Below are 25,383 nucleotides of genomic sequence, written 5' to 3' on the forward strand. Positions count from 1 at the left end.
CCACGAGGCCCCGTGCCCCACGCCGACCAACGGCGCTTGACACATTTCGACGTTTAGCTAACTATCGCATCATGAGCCAGGTCTTCCGCGCCCTCTCCGATCCCACCCGCCGCCAGGTGCTGCAGTTGCTGCGCAAGGGCCCGCTGAGTGCGGGCGAGCTGAGCGACCAGTTCGATGTCTCCAAGCCGACGATGTCGGCGCACTTCGCGGTGCTGAAAGAAGCCGACCTGGTGCATGCGGAAAAGGTCGGCAAGTCCGTGATCTATCACCTGAAGCTGTCGGTGCTGGAAGACGCACTGCTCGGCTTCGTCCACTCGTTCGGCGCTGGCAAGGCGGCGCCGAAATCCAAGAAGGAGTCTGCGCGATGAACAGAGAAGTGCTTACCAGTCTGGCGTGGGGTGTCGGCATCGTGGTGCTGGCGTTGTGCGCAACGTTTGCCCGCTCGCAGGGTTATGTCGACAGCGAAATGGTCGATCGCATCGTGATGGGCGCCATCGGCTTGATGGTGGCGTGGTTCGGCAACCAGATGCCCAAGCGGTTCGTGCCCAGTGCGCGGGCGCGGCAGGCGCAGCGCGTGGCCGGCTGGTCGATGGCGCTCAGCGGGTTGATCTATGCGGGGTTCTGGATCGCGGCGCCGAAGGATGTTGCGGTCATCGGCGGTTCGCTGGCGGTGCTGCTGGGCATCGCGGTGACGATGGCCTACTGCCTGTCGCTGCGGAACAAGGCGCGGGTGTCCAGTGCCTGAGGGGCGCACCTGTCGCTTCCTTCTCCCCGTGCAACGGGGAGAAGGTGCCGAAGGCGGATGAGGGGCGCTTTGCCGTCCGCGCACGCGATACGTCATGTTTTGGAGGCAGGCTTAAACCTGCCTTACGGGCGGCTGTTGAATCTCTCGCTCCTCTGCCTGTTGCGGAACCGGTGGTTGTGCGCCCCGCTCCAGGAAAGCGACCCCTTCAGGTGATCGTGCGTACTCTCGCAGGATGCGGTCGGCACCCGTCTCATCTCCCGCGGTTACTGCAGCGAGCAATCGGTTGAGGTACGGACTCTCGAAGGTGGGTGCAGGCATGCGTTCCGCGTGCCGCTCCGACTCCTGTCTCCCGCGGCCGATCTCCTCCAGCACCGCGCCCCCGTCGGCTCGCAGCACTGGCGTCCTGGGATCGACACGCAACAAGGTCTCTTGCCGCCCGCCTTGATCGATCGTCAACGTTGTCGTGCCGTCGGCATTGCGTACGCGCGTCACGCTGTCCGGATCGATGCTGCGCCATTGACCGTCGATGAAAGCCTGACCCCGTCCATTCTGGTTCCAATGCACGAAATCATCGCCCGCTACGTAGAAGCCCGCCTGTCGTCGGCCGTTGGCTTGTGGCTGAGGATTGCCTTCGGCGAGCGACCCGCCTCTATCGAGCGCTTCAATGAACCGACGCGAGGCCTCCGGCGTCAGGAACAGCGATCTCACCGCGTCGTATTCGAAGCCGAGATTGGGATTCTCCGCGTTGGGCTGATGCGCAGCAACCGGACCGATGAGCGGATTCGCCGATACGTTGGTCCACGCGCGCGACAACGGACTCTCCGGATCGGCGCTGCGCAAGGCATTGAGCACCTCGATGCCGCGCAACGTATTGTCCGCTCCGCTTTGCAGATAGTCCGGATTGCCGTTGCGCAGGTTGGGCAGGAGGCCGTCGATGGCAGTCTTCACCTCGTCCACCGAAGTCGACCTGCCCGCTTCGATCCCGCGAAGCACCCTTGGCCAGAAGTCCTCGCCCCCCTGGTTTTGCAGCTTCATCAGCATTCCCGCCAGTTCGGCCTGCTCGTCGCCTGCACTGTCGCGGTACAGGTCCGTGCGCTGCAGACGCTCCAGGGCCGAATCCTGGTTGCCCACCACCGCGTCCGTCGCGGTCACGCCATTGACGTGCTCGGTATCGAGACCATGCACGAACGCGCGGCCGGCATCGGAATCCAGAAAGCGGTTGATGCGCGAGCGGTCAATATCGACCGAGTTGTTCCTATGCATCTGGCGCCCGGTGCGCTGCAGCGACTGCAGCGTGGTGTCGTACTCGTTCTGTCCCAGTTCGAGCGTGGCCCGGTCCGGATGCGTGCGCGCCCAGGTCTGGTAGTTGTCCAGCAGGTCACGGGCCACGTCGGGATGCTGTCCCAGGTCGATCTGCAGTGTGCCGAACGAGTAACCGCTGTTGGCCACCGGCATCATGCGTCCACCCGGCCCCACATTGCCGGCGAAGCTCAGGCGGTAGGCGACATCACGCCCTGCGATGCTGCCCTCCGAGGTGACACCGACGGCGAAGTAGGCGGCAGCCCGCAATTCATTCTCCGTCAGGGGATTCGGGTTCGTCATGATCCATTTCCTTATGGGTCCTTAGGGGGTGTCATCGGGATTGCCGGACAGGCAGTCCTCCATCCACGGTTCCGCTAGCAGTGCATCGCGCTGGTCTTTAGCCATGCGCACGGCTCGGTAGTCGCCGAAGCAGGAGCCGTCCGCACGCGTCAGGTCGGAAAGCTTGCCATCACATATCTGCAGCGGCTTATCGATACGCTGCCATCCTTCGTCGCATTCGGTATTCGTCTCGGAGCCAGGCCGACCGCACACATGCGTGCGCCGCGCCTCCGTGGGCGAGTCCGCGCGCGCAACGATCCTGCCTGTGTACGCTTTTCCGGTTGCAAAATAGAACCAGGTACCGCAGATGCGGTTGCCACGTTGCAGCAACAGGTAACGGCCGCATTCCTCGGGCGCCGTCGTGCCTTGGCACGCTTCCCATTCACCGGCGAAAGGGCCACTTGTTGGCGTTACGGACGGAGCCTGCGGCATCGGCGATGCGGATGAGACCGCCTCGATACTTGCCTGCTCGGTGCCGAGTCCTGTACATCCAACAAGACTCAACAGCGCAACCATCGCCCACATACGCATCCAGAATCCCTCCCGACGAGCGTTATCCCATCCTACGGCGCGATTCGGTCAGCCACAACACGATCGATAGCGAGAAGGTCGACAGCATTGTGATATGGACCGACGGCTTGATGGTGGCGTGGTTCGGCAACCAGATGCCCAAGCGGTTCGTGCCCAGTGCACGGGCGCGGCAGGCGCAGCGCGTGGCCGGCTGGTCGATGGCGCTCAGCGGCTTGGTCTATGCGGGGCTCTGGATCGCGGCGCCGAAGGATATGGCGGTGATCGGCGGTTCGCTGGCGATCTTGATCGGGATTGCGATGACAGCGGGCTATTACCTGTCGCTGCGGAACAAGGCGCGGGTGTCGGGCGCCTGAGCCGGCGCACCCGTCGCTTCCTTCTCCCCGTGCAACGGGGAGAAGGAGACAAGCATGGCTGTCTGCCCTTCCCTTCTCCCCGTGACACGGGGAGAAGGTGCCGAAGGCGGATGAGGGGCGCTTCACCCTCCGCGCACGCGAAGCGCGAACATGCACGACACCCGGCACGCGCCTCATCGTCCACGCTCCCCGGGTGCGCCGCACCTACCCGGACCACGTGACGGCATCAACCCGGCATCGCGTCATCCGTCCGGGCGGTCGATACTCACGCCTGCCCGGCGTCGACGGCATCCACCAATCGCGGGTACAGCGGCTGGAAGCCGAGGTCTTCCCGCAGGCGGCGACCATCCATGACGGCCGCGAACGCTTTCGCGCGTTCCGGATCGGTGCCATCAGGCGGCGGCTGTCCCACCGAAGCGAACAGCGTCGCCAGATCGGGGGCTTCATCATCCACCACGTTGTAGATGCGATACGCAGGCGATGCCTTGTCCAGCAACCGGATCACGGCCTGCGCCACGTCCGCGTGATGGCCGATGGACATGCGTTGAGTGGGCGGGAAGGTGCGCATGAACGGCACCACGTCCTGGATGTGCGGGTCGCCATCGCCGTAGACGAACGGCAGGCGCAGGATGCGGACGTCCAGACCGTCGATGGCCAGCAGCATGCGTTCGGCGGCGAGCTTGCTCTGCGGGTAGGCATCCACGGGGGCGCAGCCATCGTCTTCCTGCGCCAGGGCACCGCCGTTGGGTCCATAGACCAGGCCGGTACTCATGAACACGAACCGCCCCACCGCTGCCTCGCGGGCGGCATGGGCCAGGTGTTGCGTGCCGAGGTTGTTCACGGCGTGCGCTTCGTCCGGAGTGGCGCCGCGGAAGAACGCCGCGCAATGCACGACGGTATCCACGCCCTGCACCGCCGCCGGCAGCGCGTCCGGCTGCATCAGGTCGCCGGTGACCAGATGGATGCCGTGGTCCGACAGGTCGGTCGCACGGGCGGGGTCGCGCACCAGGGCTCGCACGGTGTGTCCGTGCTGCACCAGTCGCTGGGCGAGTCTGCTGCCTACTTTTCCGGTCGCGCCGGTCACGAGTATGTTCATGCGGCCACGGTAGCCGGCGCATGCGCGGCGGCATTGGAAAAAACGGCCATGGGCCGGCGGGTTGCGGCGCGGCGGAACGGCCCACCACAATGCAGGCATGCCCGCCGATCCTGCCCGCCACGCCGTGATGCCCGCCCGGGGCGCATTGCGTCCGATCCTCGCCATGGCGGTGAGTCATTACGCGACCGACCGGCAACGCGTGGCGGTGCCACAGGTGGAGGCGCAGGTGGTGGTGCGTTTCGGGCCGTCGATTCCGGGCGGCGTCGATATCCATGCGATGGGCGCGAGGAGCCGCGTGCACCGGAAGCTGATCCGTGGCGGGCACCGGGCGGTGCTGGCGCGGTTGCAGCCGGGGACGTGCGAGACGGTGCTGGGCGTGTCCGCGTCGGAACTGTCGGGCCGCACGGTGCCACTCGAAGCCCTGTGGAGGCCTGCGAGCGCGCAGCGTTTGCGTGAGCAGCTTGCTGAAGCGCGCGATACGCGTGCAGCGGGCGGATTGCTGGAAGCGGCGGTCATGGCGCGCATGGCGGGCGGCAAGGTGGCCGGCGCAGTGCCGGCGTTCCTGCCGATCGCACTGGAGAAGTTGCAGGTGGCCAGCGTGAGCACGGTGGCGGGTGAGCTGGGAATCAGTGAACGCCATCTGCGACGCGTGTTGCACGCGGTGCTGGGTGTCGGCCCCAAGACGTATGCGCGGCTGAAGCGGTTCGAGCAGGCGGTGCGGGCGGCGCAGTCGGGAGAGGACATCAACTGGTCGGCGATCGCGGCGGATGCGGGCTACTACGACCAGGCGCATCTGATCGCGGACTTCCAGGCGATGGCGGGGTGTACGCCGCGGAGTCTGCTGGCGGAGTTGTGGGAGACTTCCGTCGCGTCGTAGGGCGGACCTGGGCCCGCCTTGCGGGTGTGCTGCAGGCGGATGGACACCCTGCCCGGCGCGGATGTTTAGGCCTTTTCGGTCGAGCGTTGCGTCTTTTTCGCTCTCGCGTGGATCTTTTCCGGTGTCGCGACACCCTTTTCGGGTATCGCGAGGACCTTAATGAGAGAAGAGAGACCCGTTGAGGGTGGCGCGCCACGCTTTTTCAGTATCGCGAGACTCTTTTTCGGTGTCGCGACACCCTTTCTGGTGGAACGCTGGACCTTAGTGAGAGACGAGAGACTCTTTTCGGCCGAACGCTGGACCTTACTGTGAGAAGAAAGACCCTTTTTGGGTGTCGCGAGACCGTCAGTGAGAGAAGAGAGACCCGTCGAGGGTCTCACGGACGCGCAGGGCGGGCTCAAGCCCGCCTTACGGGTCTACAGCCGCCCTGCCGGCCACCGCTCCCTCAGCCCGCTAGCGGCAGATGAAGAAGCACCCCAGCATCGACTTGTCCAGGGTCACCTGCAGGGTTTCGCCGTCCTTGAGGTGCACGGTCTTGGAGAAGGTGGTGGTTTTCTTGACGTCCTCGAACCAGTAGGCCACCTGGTCGTTGGAGCCGATGTGCTGGTTGCCGACAAACACGTCCGTGCGGCCGGTCACCTCACTGCGGGTCACGGTCTCGGTGTAGGAGAAGTCGGCGATCAGCAGGTACTCGCCGGGCGGCAGCCGGGTGAAGCGGAAGCTGCCCTGGTCGTCCAGGATGGTGGCGAACATGAAGTGTTTGGCGATGCGCTCGGGGATCCGGTCGGGCATCTTCTGGCTTTGCTTGACCGTCTCGAACCACTGCTTGAACTCATCGCTCATGTGGATCAGGCCCACCCGCTGGCTGCCCTTCGGCGGGTACTGCTTCTTGGCCAGCAGCGCGCCCTTGTAGAAGGCGGTGCCGGCGATGGCGCCGGTGCCTACCAGCCGGATTTCGGCGGTGGCCTCGACCAGGCTCTTGCCGCCGGTGTAGGGCTTGCCGGCCAGGCAGTCGAGCATGGCGCTGCGCGCCTGGTCCAGGCCGTCGTAGGACAGGCCGAACACGTCCACGCCGCCGACCCGGACCTTCATGCCGGTTTCCTTGGGGCGCATGGAGCCCATGGTCTGCTTGAGGTCGCCGACGGGGACCATCAGGAAGCCGCCGCCTTTGGCGCCGCCGGCCGGCATCAGCGCGCCGCGCATGGTGGCGGGCGGCAGGCCGTCCTGCTGCAGTTCGAGGGTGACTTCCTGCGCGGCCGGCGGCGTGGCGATGCGGGGGCCGTGCATCAGGATGGCGGCGGTGGCGGATTTGGCGGTGGGGCCGATGAGGGCCAGTTGGGACTGGTCCTTCTTGGCGGAGGTGAAGCGGGCGACGCAGCCTTTGCCGGGCGATCCCTCGGGCTGCTGCAGGAACCAGGCGCCATCGGTGTTGCGGGTGATGAGGCGGCCTTCGTCATCGGTGCCGGCAGCGCGTGCCTGAGCGGTGAAGCCGAAGGTGGCGGCCAGCAGGGTGAGCAGTGCGGGGGTCAGGCGGCGAGGCGTCATCACGGGCGTCCGATGTCCAGGTGCCGGAAATTGTGACGATTCCGCGGGAGGTTCACGAGTGACGTTGGTCCCGTGATGGGGGGCGTTCGTCACTGCATGCGTCGTGGCGATCGGCCATGCAATCCGTAGGGCGGGCTCAAGCCCGCCATCGTGCCCACTCGCCGTCACCGCTCCCCCACCCCATCCAATGCCATCGGCTCAAACGCCCAATCGACCGGATACTCCCCCGCCGCCACCCATTGCCGGAAAGACGAATACGGCCAGTCGCCCGCACGCGCCGCATGCCCATGCTTCACCGGATTGATATGCATGTAATCGACATGGCGACGCAGGTCGTCTTCATCGCGGATCAGGTGTTCCCAATAGCGCCGTTGCCAGATGCCCCGCTCGCGGCGGGCGATACGTCGCGATGACCGACGTTCTTTGGCCGGCAATGCCCGGCTGAAGCCGGATTTGATCTGCGCCCAGCGATTGGCGTTGTCGGCGTCGCCCTCGGGCAGCCGCCACACGCAATGCAGGTGATCCGGCAACACGACGATGGCCAGCACATGGAACGGTCGCGCCGCCCTCGCCGCCCGGAATGCGTCGCGCAGCAAATCGACGTGCTCGACGAGCAAGCAGCGGCGACGCTCCAGCAGGTTCACGGTGAAGAAATAGGTGCCGCCCGGCACCCAGACGCGGCGGTAATTCGGCATGTAGGCAGCATGCCGGAGCAATCACGCGATCACCGTCGCCGCAGACCCCACACCCATGTCGGAGAAGTCCGACCCACACAGGCAGTACGCCTGTGGGCCAGGGCCCACCCTACGCAATCCATTACCGCTCGGCTCGCTCCGGTATCCAATCAAGCGTAGGGCGGGCTCAAGCCCGCCTTACGGGTTTTTATGCTGAGGATGATCGGCTGGCGCAATTGATCGCAGATTCCCATGCGAAGCATCAAACTTAGCGTTAGGCGTTGCAGCTCTCCTATCCACGCAACGTTGCCAGCCGGAAAGCCCGAGCTCCGCCGGGTCACTTAACTCAGTTCCGAATCATTGGTGCGAACAGTGCCAACACTGCATTCCGGTTGTGCTGGAAGTAATACTCAGCGAACACTTCGAATATTTGGCGCTCGATATGTTCACGCGATTGGGTTGCCTTCACGGCACGAATGTGATCGATGACTCGCCCGAGTGCAGCCTTGCAAGCGTCACGCTGCGGCTTTCCTGGCTGCAACGGCAGAGCACCAATAAGCTCCTGAGTGATGTGTATCCGATGATCGGCGAATTTTGCTCGTAGCGCCGCCTGGGCCTCAGCGGTCGTGTTCTTCAAGAACTCTGCAAGCCCCACCTCGGGCGTCCACGGCAAAAAGTTCATCTCGTCCTCAACCTCCTGCACGACCGCGAGCTTGTCATGCTTCGCGTTTGCGACCCAGTCCGCGACAGTTTCGTTCTTAACATCCGCATCCAGAAGCATCGCGATGCGAGTTGTATCAGGCAGCATTGCCGTTCCACGACGCACGAGATTTATCACGCTCATGAAAGTTCCGACGGGCACGACCTGCACCGTCGGATAGAGTCTGTACTCATCAGCAAACAATGCCCCCTTTGTAAGTTGAACCAGCGACTCTGAAATGTACATGGCCGCATCATCTTCGACATACACCAAAACGTCTGGTGCAGCCTCCTCCGACGAAGCGATACCACCCAGCGCGTAGGTCGGGAAACAACCAACTACTGTGGCTACGTCCGCCCCATTTGCTTCCAGATACATGATCTGACGCCGCTTCACAGCCTTCAGCAAACTAACGGAGTGTGTCGAGAAAATAACCGTCAACTCTTGCTCGGTTGCGATCCGCTCAAGATAGCGCAGTAGAGCGATCTGAACCCTCGGGTGAAGAGCAAGTTCCAACTCATCAACAAGCAGTAGAGATTTTCGCGGAATACCTTGGAGGTCTCGGAGCATCTTGAGAACGCATAGCTCACCAAGACTGAAGTTTCGCTCCGAGTAGTACTGAGCGCGAAGTGGCGCCGCTGCAGTCTGTATAAGGAAAGCCTTGCTACCAGACCCTGGCCGCAAATTGATAGTACGCAAGTGATCGAATTTTGTAGTTCCAAAAATCTGATTCGCAGCATCACGAATCTCTTGAGCCGCCGGTCGCACACGACGCGGCTCGAAGTCTTCAGGATTGGGGGTTATACGATCAGCCGTGGCGCCAAAATAGCGCCCCTCGGGATAGCCCAGCGCTCGCAACAGAACACTATTCGATCGTGGCGTTGGCACCCAACGCTCACCGGCATATCCATAGGTGACGCTATTGCCACCCAGTCGATACGTCACTCGCGCTGCTCCGAAGCGATCCAGTTGATCACTCTGTCGCGATGTCGCGAAATGGCGGCGAAAAGAGTTGCTGTCGAAGATGCGGCGCAGACACGCTAGAAGCGTCGTCTTGCCTGCACCATTGGACCCTGCGAGCAGATGAACTCCAGGGCGTGGAATCTCGAAGTTCAGCGACGCGATGTGTTTGAGACCGGAAATTTCGATCGACGCCATCCCCCACCCCTTTCCTTGGAAACTACAGACCTTCGGCAGCGCACACCCCGAGCGACTATACCTAAGTCACTGAACTTGCCCCCATAAAGGCTGAATTCTTGCCACTACCTTTTCTTGAACCGACTTGGTCGAAACCGCCGCAACCGGCATCATGCGCTTCGTCGAGCGCTGTTGCCGGCCCCCACTCCTCGCCCACCCTCATGATGGCCCCACCCCCCGACGCGCGCCGAGCCGCATGCGCGCAGCACTGAATCGCCCCCTAGACAGGGAAGACGTCTACATCAAACGGCACGAACGCAGGATCGCCTCCCTGGTGAGCCTGCTCGTGCACGTCCTGTTCGTCCTGGCCCTGCTGCACTCCTCCAAGATCACCCTGTCCCAGCCCGAGAGCAGCAGCTCTGGCGGCGCCCGCGTCAAAGTCGACTTCCTGGGCGACCCCACCGACGCCACCCCCAACCCGCCCGTCCCCCCGACCGGCACCCAGAACCCCAGCGAACGCCCCAAACCCCTCAAGCCCCTCGTCACCACCCGCGTCACCTCCCCGGTGGACGCCACCCGCGTGACCGAAGCCGAGAACCCCGTCGCCCCCGACGAAGCCCAATCCCAGCCCCCCGCCAGCCAACAGGCCATCGCCCCACCCCAGGACCGCCCCCCGTCCAGCCCACCCGCCTGGCGCCGCTCCGCCCGCTGGGGCCAGCCCCCCGGCATGCTGGCCCAGGAAACCGCCCCCGAGAACTACGGCCCGACGATCGGCACCGGCCAGCGCCAGGGCAACCAGCAGGGCAACGCCGCCACCCCCAGCATGGAAGTGGACGGCCACCAGATCTACTACGACCTGCGCAACGAACTGAAAGTCGCCGAGTGGCAGGCCCAGGGCATGAAGGAAGTCTCCTTTCCCCTGCCCGGCCGCCGCGAACTGATGGTCTGCGCCCTGGAGATCGTCGCCACCCGCGGCTCCGGCGGCTGCCGCCTGATGCAACCCAACGACCCCGACCTGGCCACCATCGGCGACGCCCGCGACGTGGTCAACGTAATGCGCATCTATCGCCGCGGCGAACTTATCTGGCGCGGACCGGGGGCGTACCGGTAAGCGCGCAAGCCGCCGCTGCTCCCTTCTCCCTGCGCAGTGGGGAGAAGGTGCCCAACGGGCGGATGAGGGGCCGGGCGCGGTAGCGAACCGGGTGCCGACACGTCCGCCTCTCCGCTCGCCCCTCACCCGCCTTCGGCACCCACCCCGGCCGGGCGCAGCACGCCCGGCGTTCTGATGACCTGCGCGGCATGCCGCGCAAGCAGGTCATCCTGACCCCCGCTGCGCAGGGAGATGGAGACTTCGGTGGGACGGCCCAAAGAAAAACCCGCCGAAGCGGGTTTTCTCGTAGCTGGTTGAGCGGCGCCATGCGCCGCATGCATCACGCCGCGATCCGCTCGATCCGTGTGACCGCCTTTCCAAGCACGCGATGCGCCTCTTCCAGATCGTAGTCCGCCTGCAGACCCAGCCAGAAACGCTCGCTCGTACCCAGCGCTGCCGCCAGCCTGACCGCCGTGTCGGCCGTGACGCCGCGCTTTCCGAGCACGATCTCATTGATACGGCGCGGCGGCACGTCCGCAGCGCGCGCCAGCGCGTTCTGGCTGATGCCCATCGGCAGCAGGAACTCTTCCAGCAGCACTTCACCGGGATGGATATTGGGCAAGGTCTTCATGGAAGAACTCCTCTGATGACAGTTCAGTGGTAATCGACGATTTCCACATCGTGCGCGTCGCCATCCTTCCAGCGGAAGCAGACACGCCATTGATCGTTGATCCGGATGCTGTGCTGGCCCTTGCGGTCGCCCTTCAGCGCCTCCCGGTTCGCGGGCGGAATGCGCAGATCATCCAGCGTGGCCGCGTTGTTCAGCATGCGCAGCTTGCGGCGAGCCACGGCTTGCATGCCGGCCGGCAGACGCCGCGAGGGCGTGCCGTTCCAGACTTTCTCGGCTTCCTTGTCGGCGAAGTCCCGGATCACAGGGCCACCATAACGCCGGCCGTCATAGGACGCAACCCGTCGTGCGCATCTACCGCCACGGCGAAACTGATCTGGCGCGGGCCGGGGACGTACCAGTAAGCGCGCAAGCCGTCGCTGCTCCCTTCTCCCTGCGTAGCGGGGAGAAGGTGCCCGGAGGGCGGATGAGGGGCCGGGCGCGGTAGCGAACCGGGCGCCGACACGTCCGCCTCTCCGCTCGCCCCTCACCCGCCTTCGGCACCCTCTCCCCGCTGCGCAGGGAGAGGGACTCTTCGAAGCATCCCGTGCAGGGAGGGATCCGATGCCGGGTTTATCAACCCGGCCTACGAAGCTGCATCGTTCGGCGACGGATCAGTTGAGCCGCGCACCCGGCTCCGGCGCCACCACCGTCGCGCGACCGGGATCCATCGCATCGATGGTGGCAAGCCGCTGCTTGAGCTCGTCTTCCGACAGCGCACCCTCACGGTGCAGCCACTTGAAACGACCGCGATGCTGTTCCGGCGATTCGCTCTCGGGCATGAAATCGAACTCGCGGCGCAGGTAACCGGCGCGACGCGAGGCGATCTCGTCGAGGATCCGCTGGCCGTCTGCATCGTCGATGACCAGCAGGTTGCCGGACTCGGTGGGGATGATCGTGTAGCGCGTCGAGAAGAAGTGGTAGGCGCCGTAGCAGGCCAGGCCCACCCACAGCCACACGGAAATCTTCAGGCCCTGGTCGCCGGTCAGGCTGATGCCCGTGAACACCGCGCCGAGCAGGATCCACAGCAGGCCCACGTTGCGCAGCCACTGGTTGCGCTCGACCAGCGTCTGCCGGTCGCGGCTGATGCCCGCATACCCTACCGAGAACGAACGGCTGCCCGAGCTGTCCTGCAGCTGATAGTCCAGCTCGTCGTCGCCAAAGACGTAACGCACCCGGTTGGAGTGCTTCTTCTGTGCAATTTCCATGGCCCCGCCCCTGTCAGTGTCCCCGTGGGCGGGACTATAAGCGACGGGAAGTGACACGTCAGCCCCGCGCCGCGCCCAAAGAAAAACCCCGCTGATGCGGGGTTTTTCGTGGAGCGGATTACATATTCCGCCGGTACTCGCCACCCACGTCGTACAGCGCGTGGCTGATCTGTCCCAGGCTGTGCGTCTTCACCGCCTCGACCAGCGCCTCGAACACATTGCGGCGCTCGCGCGCGGTGCGCTGCAGGTAGGCCAGGCCGTGGCCGTCGTGCACTTCGGGCGCGGCGTGTTCTTCCATCGCTGCGGCGTGGCTGTGGTCGGTCTCGCCTTCCGGCGCCAGCGCGTTGCGCGAGGTCTGCCAGGCGCGCACGTTGGCGATCTGCTGGGCCTTCTCTTCTTCCGTCGAACGGATCAGCTCGATCTCGGTGGCGATCTCGCCGCCGTGCTCGCGCGGCAGGAACGTGTTCACGCCCACCAGCGGCAGGCTGCCGTCGTGCTTCTTGTGCTCGTAGTACAGCGACTCTTCCTGGATCTTGCCGCGCTGGTACATGGTGTCCATGGCGCCGAGCACGCCACCGCGCTCACTGATCGCCTCGAACTCCTTGTAGACCGCTTCTTCCACGATGTCCGTCAGCTCATCGACGACGAAGCTGCCCTGCCAGGGGTTCTCGTTGAAGTTCAGCCCCAGCTCCTTGTTGATGATCATCTGGATGGCCACCGCGCGGCGCACGCTCTCTTCCGTCGGCGTGGTGATCGCCTCGTCATAGGCATTCGTGTGCAGGCTGTTGCAGTTGTCGAACAGCGCGTACAACGCCTGCAGCGTGGTGCGGATGTCGTTGAACTGGATCTCCTGCGCGTGCAGCGACCGGCCGGAGGTCTGGATGTGGTACTTCATCATCTGGCTGCGCTCGTTGGCGCCGTAGCGCTCGCGCATCGCGCGGGCCCAGATGCGGCGGGCGACGCGGCCGATGACGGTGTACTCCGGGTCCATGCCGTTGCTGAAGAAGAACGACAGGTTGGGCGCGAAGTCGTCGATCTTCATGCCGCGCGCCAGGTAGTACTCCACGATGGTGAAGCCGTTGCTCAGCGTGAAGGCGAGCTGGCTGATCGGGTTCGCCCCGGCCTCGGCGATGTGGTACCCGCTGATGCTCACCGAGTAGAAGTTGCGCACCGCGTTGTCGACGAAGTACTGCTGGATGTCGCCCATCATGCGCAGGGCGAACTCGGTGCTGAAGATGCAGGTGTTCTGCGCCTGGTCTTCCTTGAGGATGTCGGCCTGCACGGTGCCGCGCACGGTGGCCAGCGTCTGGGCCTTGATGCGGGCGTAGGTGTCTTCGTCCACGAGCTGGTTGCCGGTGATGCCCAGCAGGCCCAGGCCCAGACCATTATTGGTGGGCGGCAGCTCGCCGTGGTATTGCGGGCGCACGCGGCCTTCGAAGAACGCCTCGATCTTCTGCTGCGCCTCGGCCCAGCGCGCGTCGTCGGCCTTCAGGTACTTCTCCACCTGCTGGTCGATGGCGGTGTTCATGAACATCGCCAGGATGATCGGCGCCGGGCCGTTGATGGTCATCGACACCGACGTCGTGGGCGCGCACAGGTCGAAGCCGGAGTACAGCTTCTTCATGTCGTCCAGCGTGGGGATGTTGACGCCGGAGTTGCCGATCTTGCCGTAGATGTCCGGGCGCGGCGCCGGGTCCTCACCGTACAGCGTGACGCTGTCGAAGGCGGTGGACAGGCGCGCGGCCGGCTGGCCGACGCTGAGGTAATGGAAGCGGCGATTGGTGCGCTCCGGCGTGCCCTCGCCGGCGAACATGCGGATGGGATCCTCGCCGGTGCGGCGGTACGGGTACACGCCACCGGTGTAGGGATAGCTGCCGGGCAGGTTTTCCTTCTGCAGGAAGGTCAGCTGCTCGCCCCAGCTGCGGTACTTGGGCGGCGCAATCTTCGGGATCTGCTGGTGGCTGAGCGAGGTGGTGTAGTTGTCGATGCGGATGGTCTTGCCGCGCACTTCGTATTCGTTGACCGGATCGGTCACCGCCTTGTGGCGTGCGGGCCATTCGCGCAGCAGCTTCAAGGCTTCCGACGACAGCGACTGGATGGCGTCGTTGTAGCGCTGGCGCAGGGTCAACAGGGAGCGGTCCGCTGCAGGAGGGGCTTCAGCCCCGACCGGATGGCCTGCGGAGGTCGGGGCTGAAGCCCCTCCTACAAGAGCGTCGGTGGCATACAGCTCCAGCGCCTTCGGCAACGCCGGATCGTCCAGGTCCTTCAGCGCATTCCAGTAGTGCTGCGCGCGGCTGGCGGTTTCTGCCTCGGTTTCGATGCGGCGGTTGATGCCGCGGCCCTGCTCGGCGATCTCGGCCAGGTAGCGCACACGCGCGCCGGGGATCAGCACGGTGGCGCGCGGTTCCTTCAGCGTGGTGTCGATGTCCGGTGTCCACTTCTCCGCCGGCAGCTGCAGCTTGTCGCGCAGCAGGCGGCACAGGTTGGCGAACATCCAGCTGACGCCGGGGTCGTTGAACTGGCTGGCGATAGTGGGATACACCGGCACGTCGGCGTCCGGGGTCTGGAACGCCACGCGGTTGCGCTTCCACTGCTTGCGCACGTCGCGCAGGGCATCCTCGGCGCCGCGCTTGTCGTACTTGTTCAGCACGATCAGCTCGGCGAAGTCGATCATGTCGATCTTCTCCAGCTGGCTGGCCGCGCCGTAGTCGCTGGTCATCACGTACATGGGGAAGTCGACCAGGTCGACGATCTCCGAATCGCTCTGGCCGATGCCGGCAGTTTCCACGATGACCAGGTCGAAGCCGAGCGATTTCAGGAAGGCGATGCAGTCCTTCAGCACGGCGTTGGTGGCCACGTGCTGGCGGCGCGTGGCCATCGAGCGCATGTAGATGCGCTCGCTGCGCAGCGCGTTCATGCGGATGCGGTCGCCGAGCAGCGCGCCACCGGTGCGGCGGCGGGTGGGATCGACCGAGATCACCGCGATGTGCATCTGCGGGAAGCACGACAGGAAGCGGTTCATCAGCTCGTCGGTGACCGACGACTTGCCGGCGCCGCCGGTACCGGTGATGCCGATGACGGGCGTGGCGCGGGCGGGGAACGGCGCATGCGGGCCCTTGGCCCATTGCGCGCGCAGCTTCTCCAGTTCGGATTCGGACAGCACGCCGTCCTCGATGGTGCTGAGCATGCGGCCGATGCCGGCTTCGTCGGTGAGCGCGGGCACGACCGCGGCGTTCCATTCGCGCTGGCCGTTGACCGGGTGGCGCGCGTCCTCGGCGCGCTTGACCACGTCCTGGATCATCTCCACCAGGCCCATCTTCATGCCGTCGTTGGGGTGGTAGATGCGCTCCACGCCGTAGGCCTGCAGTTCGGCGATCTCCTCCGGCGTGATGGTGCCGCCGCCGCCGCCGAACACGCGCACGTGGCCGGCACCGCGCTCCTTCAGCATGTCGACCATGTACTTGAAGTACTCGACGTGGCCGCCCTGGTAGCTGGACAGCGCGATGCCGTCGGCGTCTTCCTGCAAGGCCGCGCGCACCACGTCTTCCACGCTGCGGTTGTGGCCCAGGTGGACCACTTCCGCGCCCTCGCCCTGGATCAGCCGCCGCATGATGTTGATGGCGGCGTCGTGCCCGTCGAACAGGCTGGCGGCGGTCACGAAGCGCAGCGGCGTGGCATCGGCCTGGGCTGCGGGAAACTGGCTGGCGGGTGTGCTCACGCGTGCTCACTTACAGGTGCGGACAGACGCGGGATTGTAGCCGTTCGCGTGTCACGACCTCACCAATTGCACACCAGTGGACACGGCACGCACACCCTACGGTGGCGTGCGGTGGCGCGTGTCAGCACAGCCCGAACGGCAGCTCGCGCGTGGAGACCACGCGCTGGCCGACGGATTCGCCACGCAGGAAGCGCAATGCGGCGTCGAGTGTCTCCGGCGCGATGGTCACCCGGTGGTGGCCCAGCCCGGTGGTGCTGAGCAGCGTGGCCTGCGGCCAGTAGCGCGCATAGCGTTCGCCTTCGCACCACGGCACGTCGGTGTCTTCCAGGTCGTGCACGATCAGGCCCGGGCGCGCGATGCGCGGGGCGGTGGCATGGGCGTGCAGTTCGCGCACGTCGTGGGCGGTCAGTTCCTGGTACTCGTCGAACAGGCGCCGGCTGAGGAACTGCGCCAGCCCCACCATGCCGCCGAAACGGCGCGCGGCATCGAAGGGATCGGCGGCGGGCGCCAGCAGGATCACGCGTTCGGCCTGCATTCCGCGCGCCATCGCGATCGCCGCTGCCGCGCCGCCGAGCGAATGCCCCACGACCGCCGCCAGTGGCCCGGTGTGTCCGGCCACCCGCGCCGCCGCCTCGGCGAACATCGGCAGGGTCGCGCGCCGGCCACTGCTGCGGCCATGTGCCGGCTGGTCGAACGCGACCACCGCGTAGCCGGCGCGGCGCAGCGGCTCCACCCACGGCAGGAAGCGCAGGCCGAAGCTGGACCAGCCGTGCACCAGCAACACGGTGGGTTCGCGCTGCGGGTCACCCCAGGTGTACGTGGCCAGACGTTCGCGGCCGAAGGCCAGTTCGCCGATACGTGCACCGCCGGTCTCGCTCTGGCGGGCACGGGTGCGGGCACCGGGCATCGGCGTGCAGAACAGCTGGAAGGCCCGGGCCAGCGTGCTGCGCGGAGCCAGCCAGCTGCCTACCGCGAAGCGGGCGCTCAGCAGCGACAGTGCCCATGGTTTGCGAACGATCGTGCTATTTCGTGGGGCAGAGACAGCAGCCATGACGGCACCTCGGCAGGAATCAGGCGGTGGGGGGAGACGGCGCGGGGGCGCCGTAGGACGCCAGCAGGCGGTCCAGGGAACGACGGGCGAGCAACGGAGCTTGTTCGGCGTCGTAGAGCCGGGCGTCATGCAGGCCCTGCGCGACAGCGAACAGTTCGAATGCCAGTAGGACCGGATCGGTCTTCGGCGACAATTCGCCGGTATCGATGCACATGCCGATCGCCTTGACCAGTTGCTGGCGCAGCTGCAGCAGCCAGTCGACGATGCGGTCGCGCAGCAGGCCCGGGCGGGCGTCGTACTCATGGGCGGCGGCCAGGATCACGCAGCCATCGGGGTTGTCGCAGACCCAGCGGAACCAGTTCTCCATGATCGCGCGCAGGCGCGGCAGGCCGCGTGGCAGGCCCACCGCCGGCACGATCACGGCACGCGCGTAGCGCTCGGCAGTCCACTCCAGCACGGTCAGCTGCAGGTCCTCGCGCGACCCGAAATGCGCGAACACGCCGCTCTTCGACATGCCGGCGGCGGTGGCCAGTTCGCCGATGGACAGGCCTTCCAGCCCGTTCCGGGCCGCGATGTCGTAGGCCCGCGCGACGATCATCTCGCGGGTGGCATTGCCTTTGTGGGTGGCGGCCTGGGGCGTCATGACAACAGGAATAGCACGGTCGTTCGATTCTCACAATAGGCCGACGTCACGCTCCGCCGCCGGTCCCTTGTCATATCGCCCGCGGCCGATTGGATTAAACTGGCCGCCAGCGACGACCACGGCCGTGTTCCGGAAACGTCGCTTTTTTCTTTTCTGACAACCCGTTAGCCACGCTGAAGGCAAGCCCGCGCCGGTCCCCACCCGCGCACCGGAGCCCACCCATGATCTTCGAAACCCTTGATACCTCCGGCCACGAACAGGTCGTCTTCTGCCACAACCCGGATGCCGGGCTGAAGGCCATCATCGCCATCCACAGCACCGTGCTGGGTCCGGCGCTGGGCGGTGTGCGCATGCGGCCCTACGCCGACAGTGCGCTGGCGCTCAACGACGCGCTGCGCCTGAGCCGCACGATGACCTACAAGAACGCACTGGCCGGCCTCAATGTCGGCGGCGGCAAGGCGGTACTCATCGGCGACAGCAGCAAGGACAAGACCGAAGTCCTGTTCCGCAGCTTCGGGCGTTACGTCGATTCGCTGGGCGGCCGCTACATCACCGCCGAGGACGTGGGGACCGATGTCAACGACATGGAGAACGTCTACCGCGAGACCGAATACGTGGTGGGCGTGCACCAGGTGCATGGCGGCTCCGGCGACCCGGCCCCGTTCACCGCCTACGGTGCGCTGCAGGGCCTGATGGCCACGCTGAACCGCAAGTTCGGCAACGAGGAGATCGGCAAGTACAGCTTCGCCGTGCAAGGCCTGGGCCACATCGGCATGGAGTACGTGAAGCTGCTGAAGGAACGCGGCGCCAAGCTGTTCGTCACCGACCTCAATCCGGCGCTGGTCGAACACGCGGTCGAAGAGTACGGCGCGGAAGCGGTGAAGCCGGACGAGATCTACGACCTGCCGGTGGACGTGTTCAGCCCGTGCGCGCTGGAGTACGCCATCAACGAACAGACCCTGCCCCGCCTGAAGGCGAAGGTGATCTGCGGCACGGCGAACAACCAGATGTCGCACGTGACCGGCGTGGAAGCGGCCAAGCGCGGCATCCTGTACGCGCCCGATTACGCGGTGAACGCGGGCGGCGTGATGAACGTGTCGCTGGAAATCGACGGTTACAACCGCGAGCGCGCGATGCGCATGATGCGGACGATCTACCACACCGTCGGCAAGATCTTCGACCTGTCAGAGAAGGAAGGCATCGCGCCGCAGTATGCGGCCGACCGCATCGCCGAGGCCCGCATGACGGCCATCGGCAAGCTCAAGCTGCCGCTGGGCCGCACCGCGCCACGCTTCATGGGGCACCTGCGCGGCGAGCATTGAGGTAAGTTGCAGATACAACCTGGATGGGCCGCAATAGGAGGGAGGACCGAATGCGACCGGATACCGTCAGCGGATTTCCGCTGGGCGAAGAATTGGACGCGCTGCGCGAGGCCGTGCAGCGGTTCGCGCAGACCGAGATCGCGCCGCGCGCGGCGCAGATCGACCACGACAACGCATTCCCGCAGGACCTGTGGCCCAAGCTGGGCGAACTGGGCCTGCTGGGCATCACCGTGGATCCGGAATTCGGCGGCAGCGGCATGGGCTACCTGGCCCATCTGGTCGCGATGGAGGAGATCTCGCGCGCGTCCGGTTCGGTCGGCCTGAGCTATGGCGCGCACTCCAACCTGTGCGTGTCCAACCTCTACCTCAACGGCAACGCCGCCCAGCGCGCGAAGTACCTGCCGAAGCTGTGCAGCGGCGAGTGGAAGGGCGCGCTGGCGATGAGCGAGCCGGGGGCGGGTTCGGACGTGGTCGGCTCGATGAGCTGCCGTGCCGAACTCCGTGACGGCGTCTGGGTGGCCAACGGCAACAAGATGTGGATCACCAACGGACCGGAAGCCGATGTGCTGCTGGTCTACATGCGCACCGCCGGCAAGGATGCGGGCAGCAAGTGCATGACGGCCTTCATCGTCGAGCGCGGCATGAAGGGCTTCTCCACCGCGCAGAAGCTGGACAAGCTGGGCATGCGCGGCAGCAACACCTGCGAACTGGTGTTCGAGAACTGCGAGATTCCCGCCGGGAACGTGCTGGGCGAGGTGAACCAGGGCGTGCGCGTCTTGATGAGCGGCCTCAACACCGAACGCCTGGTGCTGAGCGGCGGTCCGATCGGCCTGATGCAGGCGGCGCTCGACATCACCCTGCCCTACGTGCGCGAGCGCAAGCAGTTCGACGCAGCCATCGGCACCTTCGGCCTGATGCAGGGCAAGCTGGCCGACATGTACACCGCACTGCAGTCGAGCCGCGCATTCGCCTATCAGGTGGCGCGCGGTTTCGACGAAGGCCAGGGATCGCGTGCCGCGGCCGCAGGTTGCCTGCTGCACGCCTCGGAAGCCGCCGTGCAGGTGACGCTGGAAGCCATCCAGGCGCTGGGCGGCAACGGCTACATCAACGAGTACCCTGCGGGCCGCCTGCTGCGCGACGCCAAGCTCTACGCCATCGGCGCCGGCACCAACGAAATCCGCCGCATGTTGATAGGCCGGGAATTGTTCGACGGTCGGGGATGATCTGGAGGTCGTCGTAGGGCGGGCCCCGGCCCGCTGTCCCGTACGTGCGTCCATCGCGAAGGCGGGCTCAAGCCCGCCCTACGCCAGGCCTGCCTCCTCCAGGACAGGCCACGAAGACGCATCCAGCGTCTCCCGATAGGCATGCCAGCTGGCATACGCAAGCCATGGCATCAGCAGACCCAGCCCCAGCAGCGCCGTGGCGAAGCCAACCGCCGTCAGCGCCACCAGCAGCAGGCCCCACACCAGCATCACGCGCTTGTTGCGCATCACCGCATGCACGCTGGAAACGGCCGCCGTCACCATGTCCACGTCGCGGTCGGCGATCATCGGCAACGAGAAGGCGGTAACGGCGAAGGTGAGCGTGGCGAACACCGCGCCGACAGCGGACCCCAGCGCAAGGAATTCCCAGAACGCGGTCGGGTCACTGCCGTCGAACGGGAAGAACGCGCTGACCATCATCCCGGCGCGCGACCACAGCAGGATGATCACGCCCTGCCCCAGCGCGAACACGCCCGCCTGGCCCAGCACCCGCCGCGCGAGCACGAACGAATCGCGCAGGCGCGGCGTGCGGCCCTGTTCCAGCGCGCGGCTCACGCAGTACAGGCCCACGCAGAGCAATGGTGCGACGAACACGAATCCGGACAGCAGCGTCGCCAGGAGCGCGAACCGGCCCAGCACGAACGCCAGCCAAGAAATGCCGGCGCTCACCAGCACGATCACCCCGCCGAACAACAACGACAGGGCGGGCGCGCGGCGCATGTCGCGCCAGCCGGCGCGCAGCCAGCGCCACGGCGCCCCATGGTCGAGCACCGCGCACGGCACGATGAAGGCGCGCGCGGCCGGCTCCGTCGTGGGTCCGTCTGACATGTCTTCTCCCCCTCCCGCCTCGAGGATACGCCGGTCCGGACCAGGCCGCTGCCCTGTACCAACGGCCGATTTGCCCGCCGTCGGGCCGGGGCGGGATAATCAGCCTCTCACTCCACGCGGGAAGTCTTCCATGTCCGACATCGTCATCGCCGCCGCCAAGCGCACCGCCATCGGTTCGTTCCTCGGCCAGTTCAATGGCGTTCCCTCGCCCACGCTGGGCGCCGCCGCCATCGCCGCCGCGCTGGAGCAGTCGGGCGTCCCGGGTGCCGACGTGTCCGAAGTGATCATGGGCTGCGTGCTGCCCGCCAACCTGGGCCAGGCACCTGCCCGCCAGGCCGCGCGAGCCGCCGGCATACCGGATGCGGCCGGCGCCACCACCATCAACAAGGTCTGCGGTTCGGGCATGAAGGCGATCATGCTGGGGCATGACCTGATCAAGGCCGGTTCGGCCACGGTGGTCATCGCCGGCGGCATGGAATCCATGAGCAACGCCCCGCACCTGATCCCCAACTCGCGCACTGGCAACCGTTACGGCAATTTCCAGGCGGTGGACCACATGGCATGGGATGGCCTGACCAACCCCTACGACGGCCAGGCCATGGGCGTGTTCGCCGAGGCCACCGTCGCCAAGTTCGGTTTCACCCGCGAGGAGCAGGATGCGTATTCCATCGAGTCGGTGACCCGTGCCCAGGCCGCGCAGGCTTCCGGTGCGTTCAACGACGAGATCATTCCGGTCAAGGTCGCCACCCGCAAGGGCGAGGTCGAGGTCAACACCGACGAACAGCCGGGCAAGTCCGACATCGCCAAGATCCCCACCCTGAAACCCGCCTTCAAGAAGGACGGCAGCGTCACCGCCGCCAGTTCGTCCAGCATCTCCGACGGCGCCGCCGCCACCGTGCTGCTCAGCGCCGAGGAAGCCGCGAAGCGTGGCATCCAGCCGCTGGCGAAGATCGTCGGCCATGCGACCTACTCGCAGGCACCGGAGTGGTTCACCACCGCGCCCGTCTCGGCCATCGACAAGCTGCTCAAGCAGGTCGGCTGGACGGTGGAGCAGGTGGACCTGTTCGAGGTCAACGAAGCCTTCGCGGTCGTCGCCATGGCGCCGATCAAGGAGCTCGGCATCCCGCACGCCAAGGTCAACGTCAACGGCGGTGCCTGCGCGCTGGGCCATCCGATCGGTGCCTCCGGCGCCCGTCTGGTGGTGACCCTGGTGCACGCCCTGCGCCAGCGCGGCGGCAAGCGCGGCATCGCCACGCTCTGCATCGGCGGCGGCGAGGCCACCGCGATCGCGATCGAACTCGTCTGATATTTTGCGCAGTCGGGGGGGCGAAGCGGCCGGTTTTCGCCCGTCCCATAAGGTTTAACAACGGATTGACAAAGATAACCGGCCAACCGCTTGACAGCCGTAATGGGCTTGTCATCATGTTGCAGGCGCGCAATTGCGCGTTGCCTAACTAACGACGAGGAAATTCAACGATGACCATGAACAAGGCTCTGATCGCGCTGGCTCTGGGTTTCGCCCTGGCTGCGTGCTCGAACCAGGAACAGGCTGCCGACGCCGCTGCTGACGCCGCTGCGACCGCGACCGAAGCCCAGGCTGCCGCTGACGCCGCCGCTGCCGCTGGCGAAGTGACCGCCGACGCCGCCCAGCAGTCGGCCGACGCCGCTGCCACCGCCGCCGACGCCGCTGCCACCGCCGCGACCGACGCTGCTGCCGCCACCACGACGGAAGCCGCTGACGCTGCTGCCGACGCCGCTGGCCAGGCTGCCGACACGGCCGAAGCCGCGACCGACGCTGCCAAGGAAGCCACCAAGCAGTAATCTGCTGGCGGTTGACTGATTTAGCGTTAAACTGAGAGAGCCGCCAGTTCGCTGGCGGCTTTTTCTGTATCCGGGCCTGGCTTCCCGGTTCGCCCCCCACCGGTGGACGAACGGACCCGCCCTCCCGGCGCCACCTTCCACACCTACCGATTTGGGGATCCACAATGAAGATCAAGAGCACCGTCCTGCTGGTCGCCGCCGTCCTGGCCATGAGCGCCTGCACGAAGAGCGAGACCACCGACGCCGCTGCTGCCGACGCCGCCGCTGCTGCCGACCAGGCTGCCGCTGCTGCCGGTGACGCCGCTTCCGCTGCCGGCGACGCCGCTGCCGCCGCTGGCGACGCTGCGACGGCCGCGACCGCCGACGCCGCTGCTGCCGCGACCGCCGCTGCCTCGGACGCCGCTGCCGCCACCGAAGCTGCCGCTTCCGACGCAACCGCCGCCGCTGCTGGCGCCGTGTCCGACGCCGCCCAGGCGACGGCCGACAAGGCTGCTGAAGTCGCCGACAAGGCCGACGCCAAGGCTGAAGAAGCCAAGCAGTAATCGACTCGCCTCATCGCGAATCGGACAAGGCCCGCGCAAGCGGGCCTTGTTGTTTTGTGGCAGGCCATCCATGGCCGCCACCCTTCGGGCCATCGACACGCGATGTCAAAAACAGCTCCCGGCCGTTTTTTGTGGCAGGCCATCCATGGCCGCCACACTTCGGGCCATCGACACGCGATGTCGAAAACCGCTCCCAGCCGTTTTTTGCAGTGCGGTTTGGCGCGTGCGGGGCTTTGTGGTCTGATGCCGCCTTTCCTGCTTCGTCGTGCCGCATGCCCGCCATCGCTTCGCAACTCGATCCGCGCTCGCCCGATTTCCTCGCCAACAACGCGTATCACCGCGTACTGGTGCAGGAACTCGACCGCCGTCTGGCGCACGCTGCCGAGGGGGGAGGCGAGAAAGCGCGCAACAAGCACACCGAACGCGGCAAGCTGCTGGCACGGGATCGCATCACCGCCCTGCTCGACCCCGGCTCGCCCTTCCTCGAAATCGCGCCACTGGCCGCCGAGGAGATGTACGACGGCGCGGCACCCGCCGCCGGCATGGTTTGCGGCATCGGCCGCGTGATGGGCAACGAGGTGGTGATCGTCGCCAACGATGCCACGGTCAAGGGCGGCACCTACTTCCCGATGACGGTGAAGAAGCACCTGCGCGCGCAGGAGATCGCGCGCGAGAACCGCCTGCCCTGCGTGTACCTGGTGGACTCCGGCGGCGCCTTCCTGCCCCTGCAGGACGAAGTATTCCCCGACCGCGAGCACTTCGGCCGCATCTTCTACAACCAGGCCCGCCTGTCGGCCGAGAACATCCCGCAGGTCGCGGTGGTGATGGGCAGTTGCACTGCGGGCGGCGCCTACGTGCCGGCGATGTGCGACGAATCGGTCATCGTCAAGGAACAGGGCACGATCTTCCTCGGTGGCCCGCCGCTGGTGAAGGCTGCCACCGGCGAGGTGGTCGATGCCGAAGCCCTTGGCGGCGCCGACGTGCACACCAGCGTGTCCGGCGTGGCCGATCATTTCGCCTTGGACGATCGCCACGCGCTGGAGATCGCGCGCGGCATCATCGGGCATCTCAATCGCCGCAAGACCCTGCCCGTCGCGGTGCGCGACACGCGCGAACCGCTGTATCCGGCCGAGGAGTTGTACGGCATCGTGCCCAAGGACACCCGCCGCCCGTTCGACATCCGCGAGGTCATCGCTCGCATCACCGACGGCAGCGAGCTGGACGAGTTCAAGGCCCGCTACGGCAAGACCCTGGTCACCGGCTTCGCGCACCTGCACGGTTACCCGGTGGGCATCATCGCCAACAACGGCATCCTGTTCGGGGAAAGTGCCCTGAAGGGCGCGCACTTCATCGAGTTGTGCAACCAGCGCGGCATCCCGCTGGTGTTCCTGCAGAACATCACAGGCTTCATGGTCGGCCGCAAATACGAGAACGCCGGCATCGCGAAGGACGGAGCGAAGATGGTCACGGCTGTCGCCTGCTCATCCGTGCCGAAGTTCACCGTGGTCATCGGCGGCAGCTTCGGTGCCGGCAACTACGCCATGTGCGGCCGTGCCTACGGCGCGCGCTTCCTCTGGATGTGGCCGAATGCGCGGATCAGCGTGATGGGCGGCGAACAGGCGGCGAGCGTGCTGGCGACGGTCAAGCGCGACGGCATCGAGGCCGCGGGCAAGTCGTGGAGCCCAGACGAAGAGGACGCCTTCAAGGCGCCGATCCGCGAGCAGTACGAATCGCAGGGCAGCCCGTGGTACGCCACTGCGCGCCTCTGGGATGACGGCATCATCGACCCCGCCGATACGCGCCGGGTGCTGGGGCTGGGCATCTCGGCCTCGCTCAACGCGCCGATCGAACCGGCGAAGTTCGGCGTGTTCCGGATGTAGTGCCAGGTGCGTGCCCGGCCCGCGCCCTCTTCATTGTTGTGAGCGCCGCGTG

General features: G+C 66.1%; 24 protein-coding genes. 11 read left to right on the forward strand and 13 right to left on the reverse strand.

Annotated elements, in window-relative coordinates; all coding sequences use genetic code 11:
* Positions 1 to 71: 71 nt before the first annotated feature.
* The gene (locus tag WBN46_RS01110) at positions 72 to 368 is read left to right on the forward strand and encodes an autorepressor SdpR family transcription factor (RefSeq protein ID WP_337729957.1); all 297 of its coding nucleotides are present in this window, start codon (positions 72 to 74) and stop codon (positions 366 to 368) included.
* Entirely contained in the window at positions 365 to 745 is a 381-nt protein-coding gene (locus WBN46_RS01115; RefSeq protein ID WP_337729958.1) for a hypothetical protein, read from the forward strand. The genes WBN46_RS01110 and WBN46_RS01115 overlap by 4 nt, the downstream gene beginning before the upstream one ends.
* A gap of 111 nt (positions 746 to 856) precedes the next feature.
* On the opposite strand, the gene WBN46_RS01120 is transcribed toward WBN46_RS01115, so the two are convergent.
* Positions 857 to 2,347 (reverse strand): hypothetical protein, encoded by a 1,491-nt coding sequence (locus WBN46_RS01120; RefSeq protein WP_337729959.1) that lies wholly within the window; start codon positions 2,345 to 2,347, stop codon positions 857 to 859.
* 21 nt (positions 2,348 to 2,368) lie between these two features.
* Positions 2,369 to 2,917, reverse strand: a complete 549-nt coding sequence (locus WBN46_RS01125) for a hypothetical protein (protein WP_337729960.1) — start codon at positions 2,915 to 2,917, stop codon at positions 2,369 to 2,371.
* A 110-nt stretch (positions 2,918 to 3,027) separates the two neighbouring features.
* Between WBN46_RS01125 and WBN46_RS01130 the strand changes: the two genes are divergently transcribed.
* Positions 3,028 to 3,270, forward strand: coding sequence for a hypothetical protein (locus WBN46_RS01130; protein ID WP_337729961.1), 243 nt, complete (start codon positions 3,028 to 3,030; stop codon positions 3,268 to 3,270).
* Positions 3,271 to 3,535: 265 nt separating this feature from the next.
* On the opposite strand, the gene WBN46_RS01135 is transcribed toward WBN46_RS01130, so the two are convergent.
* Positions 3,536 to 4,366, reverse strand: coding sequence for an NAD-dependent epimerase/dehydratase family protein (locus tag WBN46_RS01135; RefSeq protein WP_337729962.1), 831 nt, complete (start codon positions 4,364 to 4,366; stop codon positions 3,536 to 3,538).
* A gap of 97 nt (positions 4,367 to 4,463) precedes the next feature.
* Here WBN46_RS01135 and WBN46_RS01140 point away from each other — a divergent pair, with 97 nt between their 5' ends.
* A complete protein-coding gene (locus WBN46_RS01140; protein WP_337729963.1) occupies positions 4,464 to 5,243 on the forward strand; it encodes a helix-turn-helix transcriptional regulator in 780 nt (259 codons plus the stop codon).
* 453 nt (positions 5,244 to 5,696) lie between these two features.
* Here WBN46_RS01140 and WBN46_RS01145 read toward each other — a convergent pair whose 3' ends face one another.
* The 3 genes from WBN46_RS01145 to WBN46_RS01155 all read right to left on the reverse strand — a co-directional run bounded on the left by WBN46_RS01145 (position 5,697) and on the right by WBN46_RS01155 (position 9,320).
* Complete coding sequence (locus WBN46_RS01145) at positions 5,697 to 6,788, reverse strand: carboxypeptidase-like regulatory domain-containing protein (protein ID WP_337729964.1); 1,092 nt, start codon at positions 6,786 to 6,788, stop codon at positions 5,697 to 5,699.
* A 164-nt stretch (positions 6,789 to 6,952) separates the two neighbouring features.
* Positions 6,953 to 7,483, reverse strand: coding sequence for a transposase (locus tag WBN46_RS01150; RefSeq protein ID WP_337729965.1), 531 nt, complete (start codon positions 7,481 to 7,483; stop codon positions 6,953 to 6,955).
* A 325-nt stretch (positions 7,484 to 7,808) separates the two neighbouring features.
* Positions 7,809 to 9,320: an AAA family ATPase gene (locus WBN46_RS01155; RefSeq protein ID WP_337729966.1), complete on the reverse strand. Its 1,512-nt coding sequence runs from the start codon at positions 9,318 to 9,320 to the stop codon at positions 7,809 to 7,811.
* A 313-nt stretch (positions 9,321 to 9,633) separates the two neighbouring features.
* Between WBN46_RS01155 and WBN46_RS01160 the strand changes: the two genes are divergently transcribed.
* Positions 9,634 to 10,410, forward strand: coding sequence for a type II toxin-antitoxin system RelE/ParE family toxin (locus tag WBN46_RS01160; protein WP_337729967.1), 777 nt, complete (start codon positions 9,634 to 9,636; stop codon positions 10,408 to 10,410).
* Positions 10,411 to 10,729: 319 nt separating this feature from the next.
* Here the strand turns inward: WBN46_RS01160 and WBN46_RS01165 are convergent, their stop codons facing one another.
* The 6 genes from WBN46_RS01165 to WBN46_RS01190 form a co-directional block, all read right to left on the reverse strand.
* Positions 10,730 to 11,020, reverse strand: coding sequence for a HigA family addiction module antitoxin (locus WBN46_RS01165; RefSeq protein WP_337729968.1), 291 nt, complete (start codon positions 11,018 to 11,020; stop codon positions 10,730 to 10,732).
* A gap of 23 nt (positions 11,021 to 11,043) precedes the next feature.
* Positions 11,044 to 11,322, reverse strand: a complete 279-nt coding sequence (locus tag WBN46_RS01170) for a type II toxin-antitoxin system RelE/ParE family toxin (RefSeq protein ID WP_337729969.1) — start codon at positions 11,320 to 11,322, stop codon at positions 11,044 to 11,046.
* Positions 11,323 to 11,670: 348 nt separating this feature from the next.
* Entirely contained in the window at positions 11,671 to 12,264 is a 594-nt protein-coding gene (locus tag WBN46_RS01175) for a hypothetical protein (RefSeq protein WP_192200970.1), read from the reverse strand.
* Between the two features lie 118 nt (positions 12,265 to 12,382).
* Positions 12,383 to 15,982: a methylmalonyl-CoA mutase family protein gene (locus WBN46_RS01180; protein ID WP_337729970.1), complete on the reverse strand. Its 3,600-nt coding sequence runs from the start codon at positions 15,980 to 15,982 to the stop codon at positions 12,383 to 12,385.
* 121 nt (positions 15,983 to 16,103) lie between these two features.
* Positions 16,104 to 17,033, reverse strand: a complete 930-nt coding sequence (locus WBN46_RS01185; protein ID WP_337729971.1) for an alpha/beta fold hydrolase — start codon at positions 17,031 to 17,033, stop codon at positions 16,104 to 16,106.
* Positions 17,034 to 17,052: 19 nt separating this feature from the next.
* Positions 17,053 to 17,676 carry a TetR/AcrR family transcriptional regulator gene (locus WBN46_RS01190; RefSeq protein ID WP_337729972.1) on the reverse strand — a complete coding sequence of 208 codons (624 nt, stop codon included), beginning with the start codon at positions 17,674 to 17,676 and terminating at the stop codon, positions 17,053 to 17,055.
* Between the two features lie 221 nt (positions 17,677 to 17,897).
* Between WBN46_RS01190 and WBN46_RS01195 the strand changes: the two genes are divergently transcribed.
* Positions 17,898 to 18,998: a Glu/Leu/Phe/Val dehydrogenase gene (locus WBN46_RS01195; protein ID WP_192200966.1), complete on the forward strand. Its 1,101-nt coding sequence runs from the start codon at positions 17,898 to 17,900 to the stop codon at positions 18,996 to 18,998.
* A gap of 50 nt (positions 18,999 to 19,048) precedes the next feature.
* Positions 19,049 to 20,221: an isovaleryl-CoA dehydrogenase gene (locus WBN46_RS01200; protein ID WP_337729973.1), complete on the forward strand. Its 1,173-nt coding sequence runs from the start codon at positions 19,049 to 19,051 to the stop codon at positions 20,219 to 20,221.
* A 78-nt stretch (positions 20,222 to 20,299) separates the two neighbouring features.
* On the opposite strand, the gene WBN46_RS01205 is transcribed toward WBN46_RS01200, so the two are convergent.
* Complete coding sequence (locus WBN46_RS01205) at positions 20,300 to 21,088, reverse strand: DUF2189 domain-containing protein (RefSeq protein ID WP_337729974.1); 789 nt, start codon at positions 21,086 to 21,088, stop codon at positions 20,300 to 20,302.
* 130 nt (positions 21,089 to 21,218) lie between these two features.
* On the opposite strand from WBN46_RS01205, the gene WBN46_RS01210 reads away from it, so the two are divergent.
* The 4 genes from WBN46_RS01210 (at position 21,219) to WBN46_RS01225 (ending at position 25,331) form a co-directional block, all read left to right on the forward strand.
* A complete protein-coding gene (locus tag WBN46_RS01210) occupies positions 21,219 to 22,394 on the forward strand; it encodes a thiolase family protein (protein ID WP_337729975.1) in 1,176 nt (391 codons plus the stop codon).
* 170 nt (positions 22,395 to 22,564) lie between these two features.
* Positions 22,565 to 22,909, forward strand: a complete 345-nt coding sequence (locus WBN46_RS01215) for a hypothetical protein (protein WP_142125237.1) — start codon at positions 22,565 to 22,567, stop codon at positions 22,907 to 22,909.
* 164 nt (positions 22,910 to 23,073) lie between these two features.
* Positions 23,074 to 23,451: a hypothetical protein gene (locus WBN46_RS01220; RefSeq protein WP_142125236.1), complete on the forward strand. Its 378-nt coding sequence runs from the start codon at positions 23,074 to 23,076 to the stop codon at positions 23,449 to 23,451.
* Positions 23,452 to 23,723: 272 nt separating this feature from the next.
* Entirely contained in the window at positions 23,724 to 25,331 is a 1,608-nt protein-coding gene (locus WBN46_RS01225; protein ID WP_337729976.1) for a carboxyl transferase domain-containing protein, read from the forward strand.
* The last annotated feature ends 52 nt before the right edge of the window (positions 25,332 to 25,383 follow it).

This window comes from Pseudoxanthomonas sp. CCNWLW251, assembly GCF_037402255.1.
Lineage (GTDB): Bacteria > Pseudomonadota > Gammaproteobacteria > Xanthomonadales > Xanthomonadaceae > Pseudoxanthomonas_A.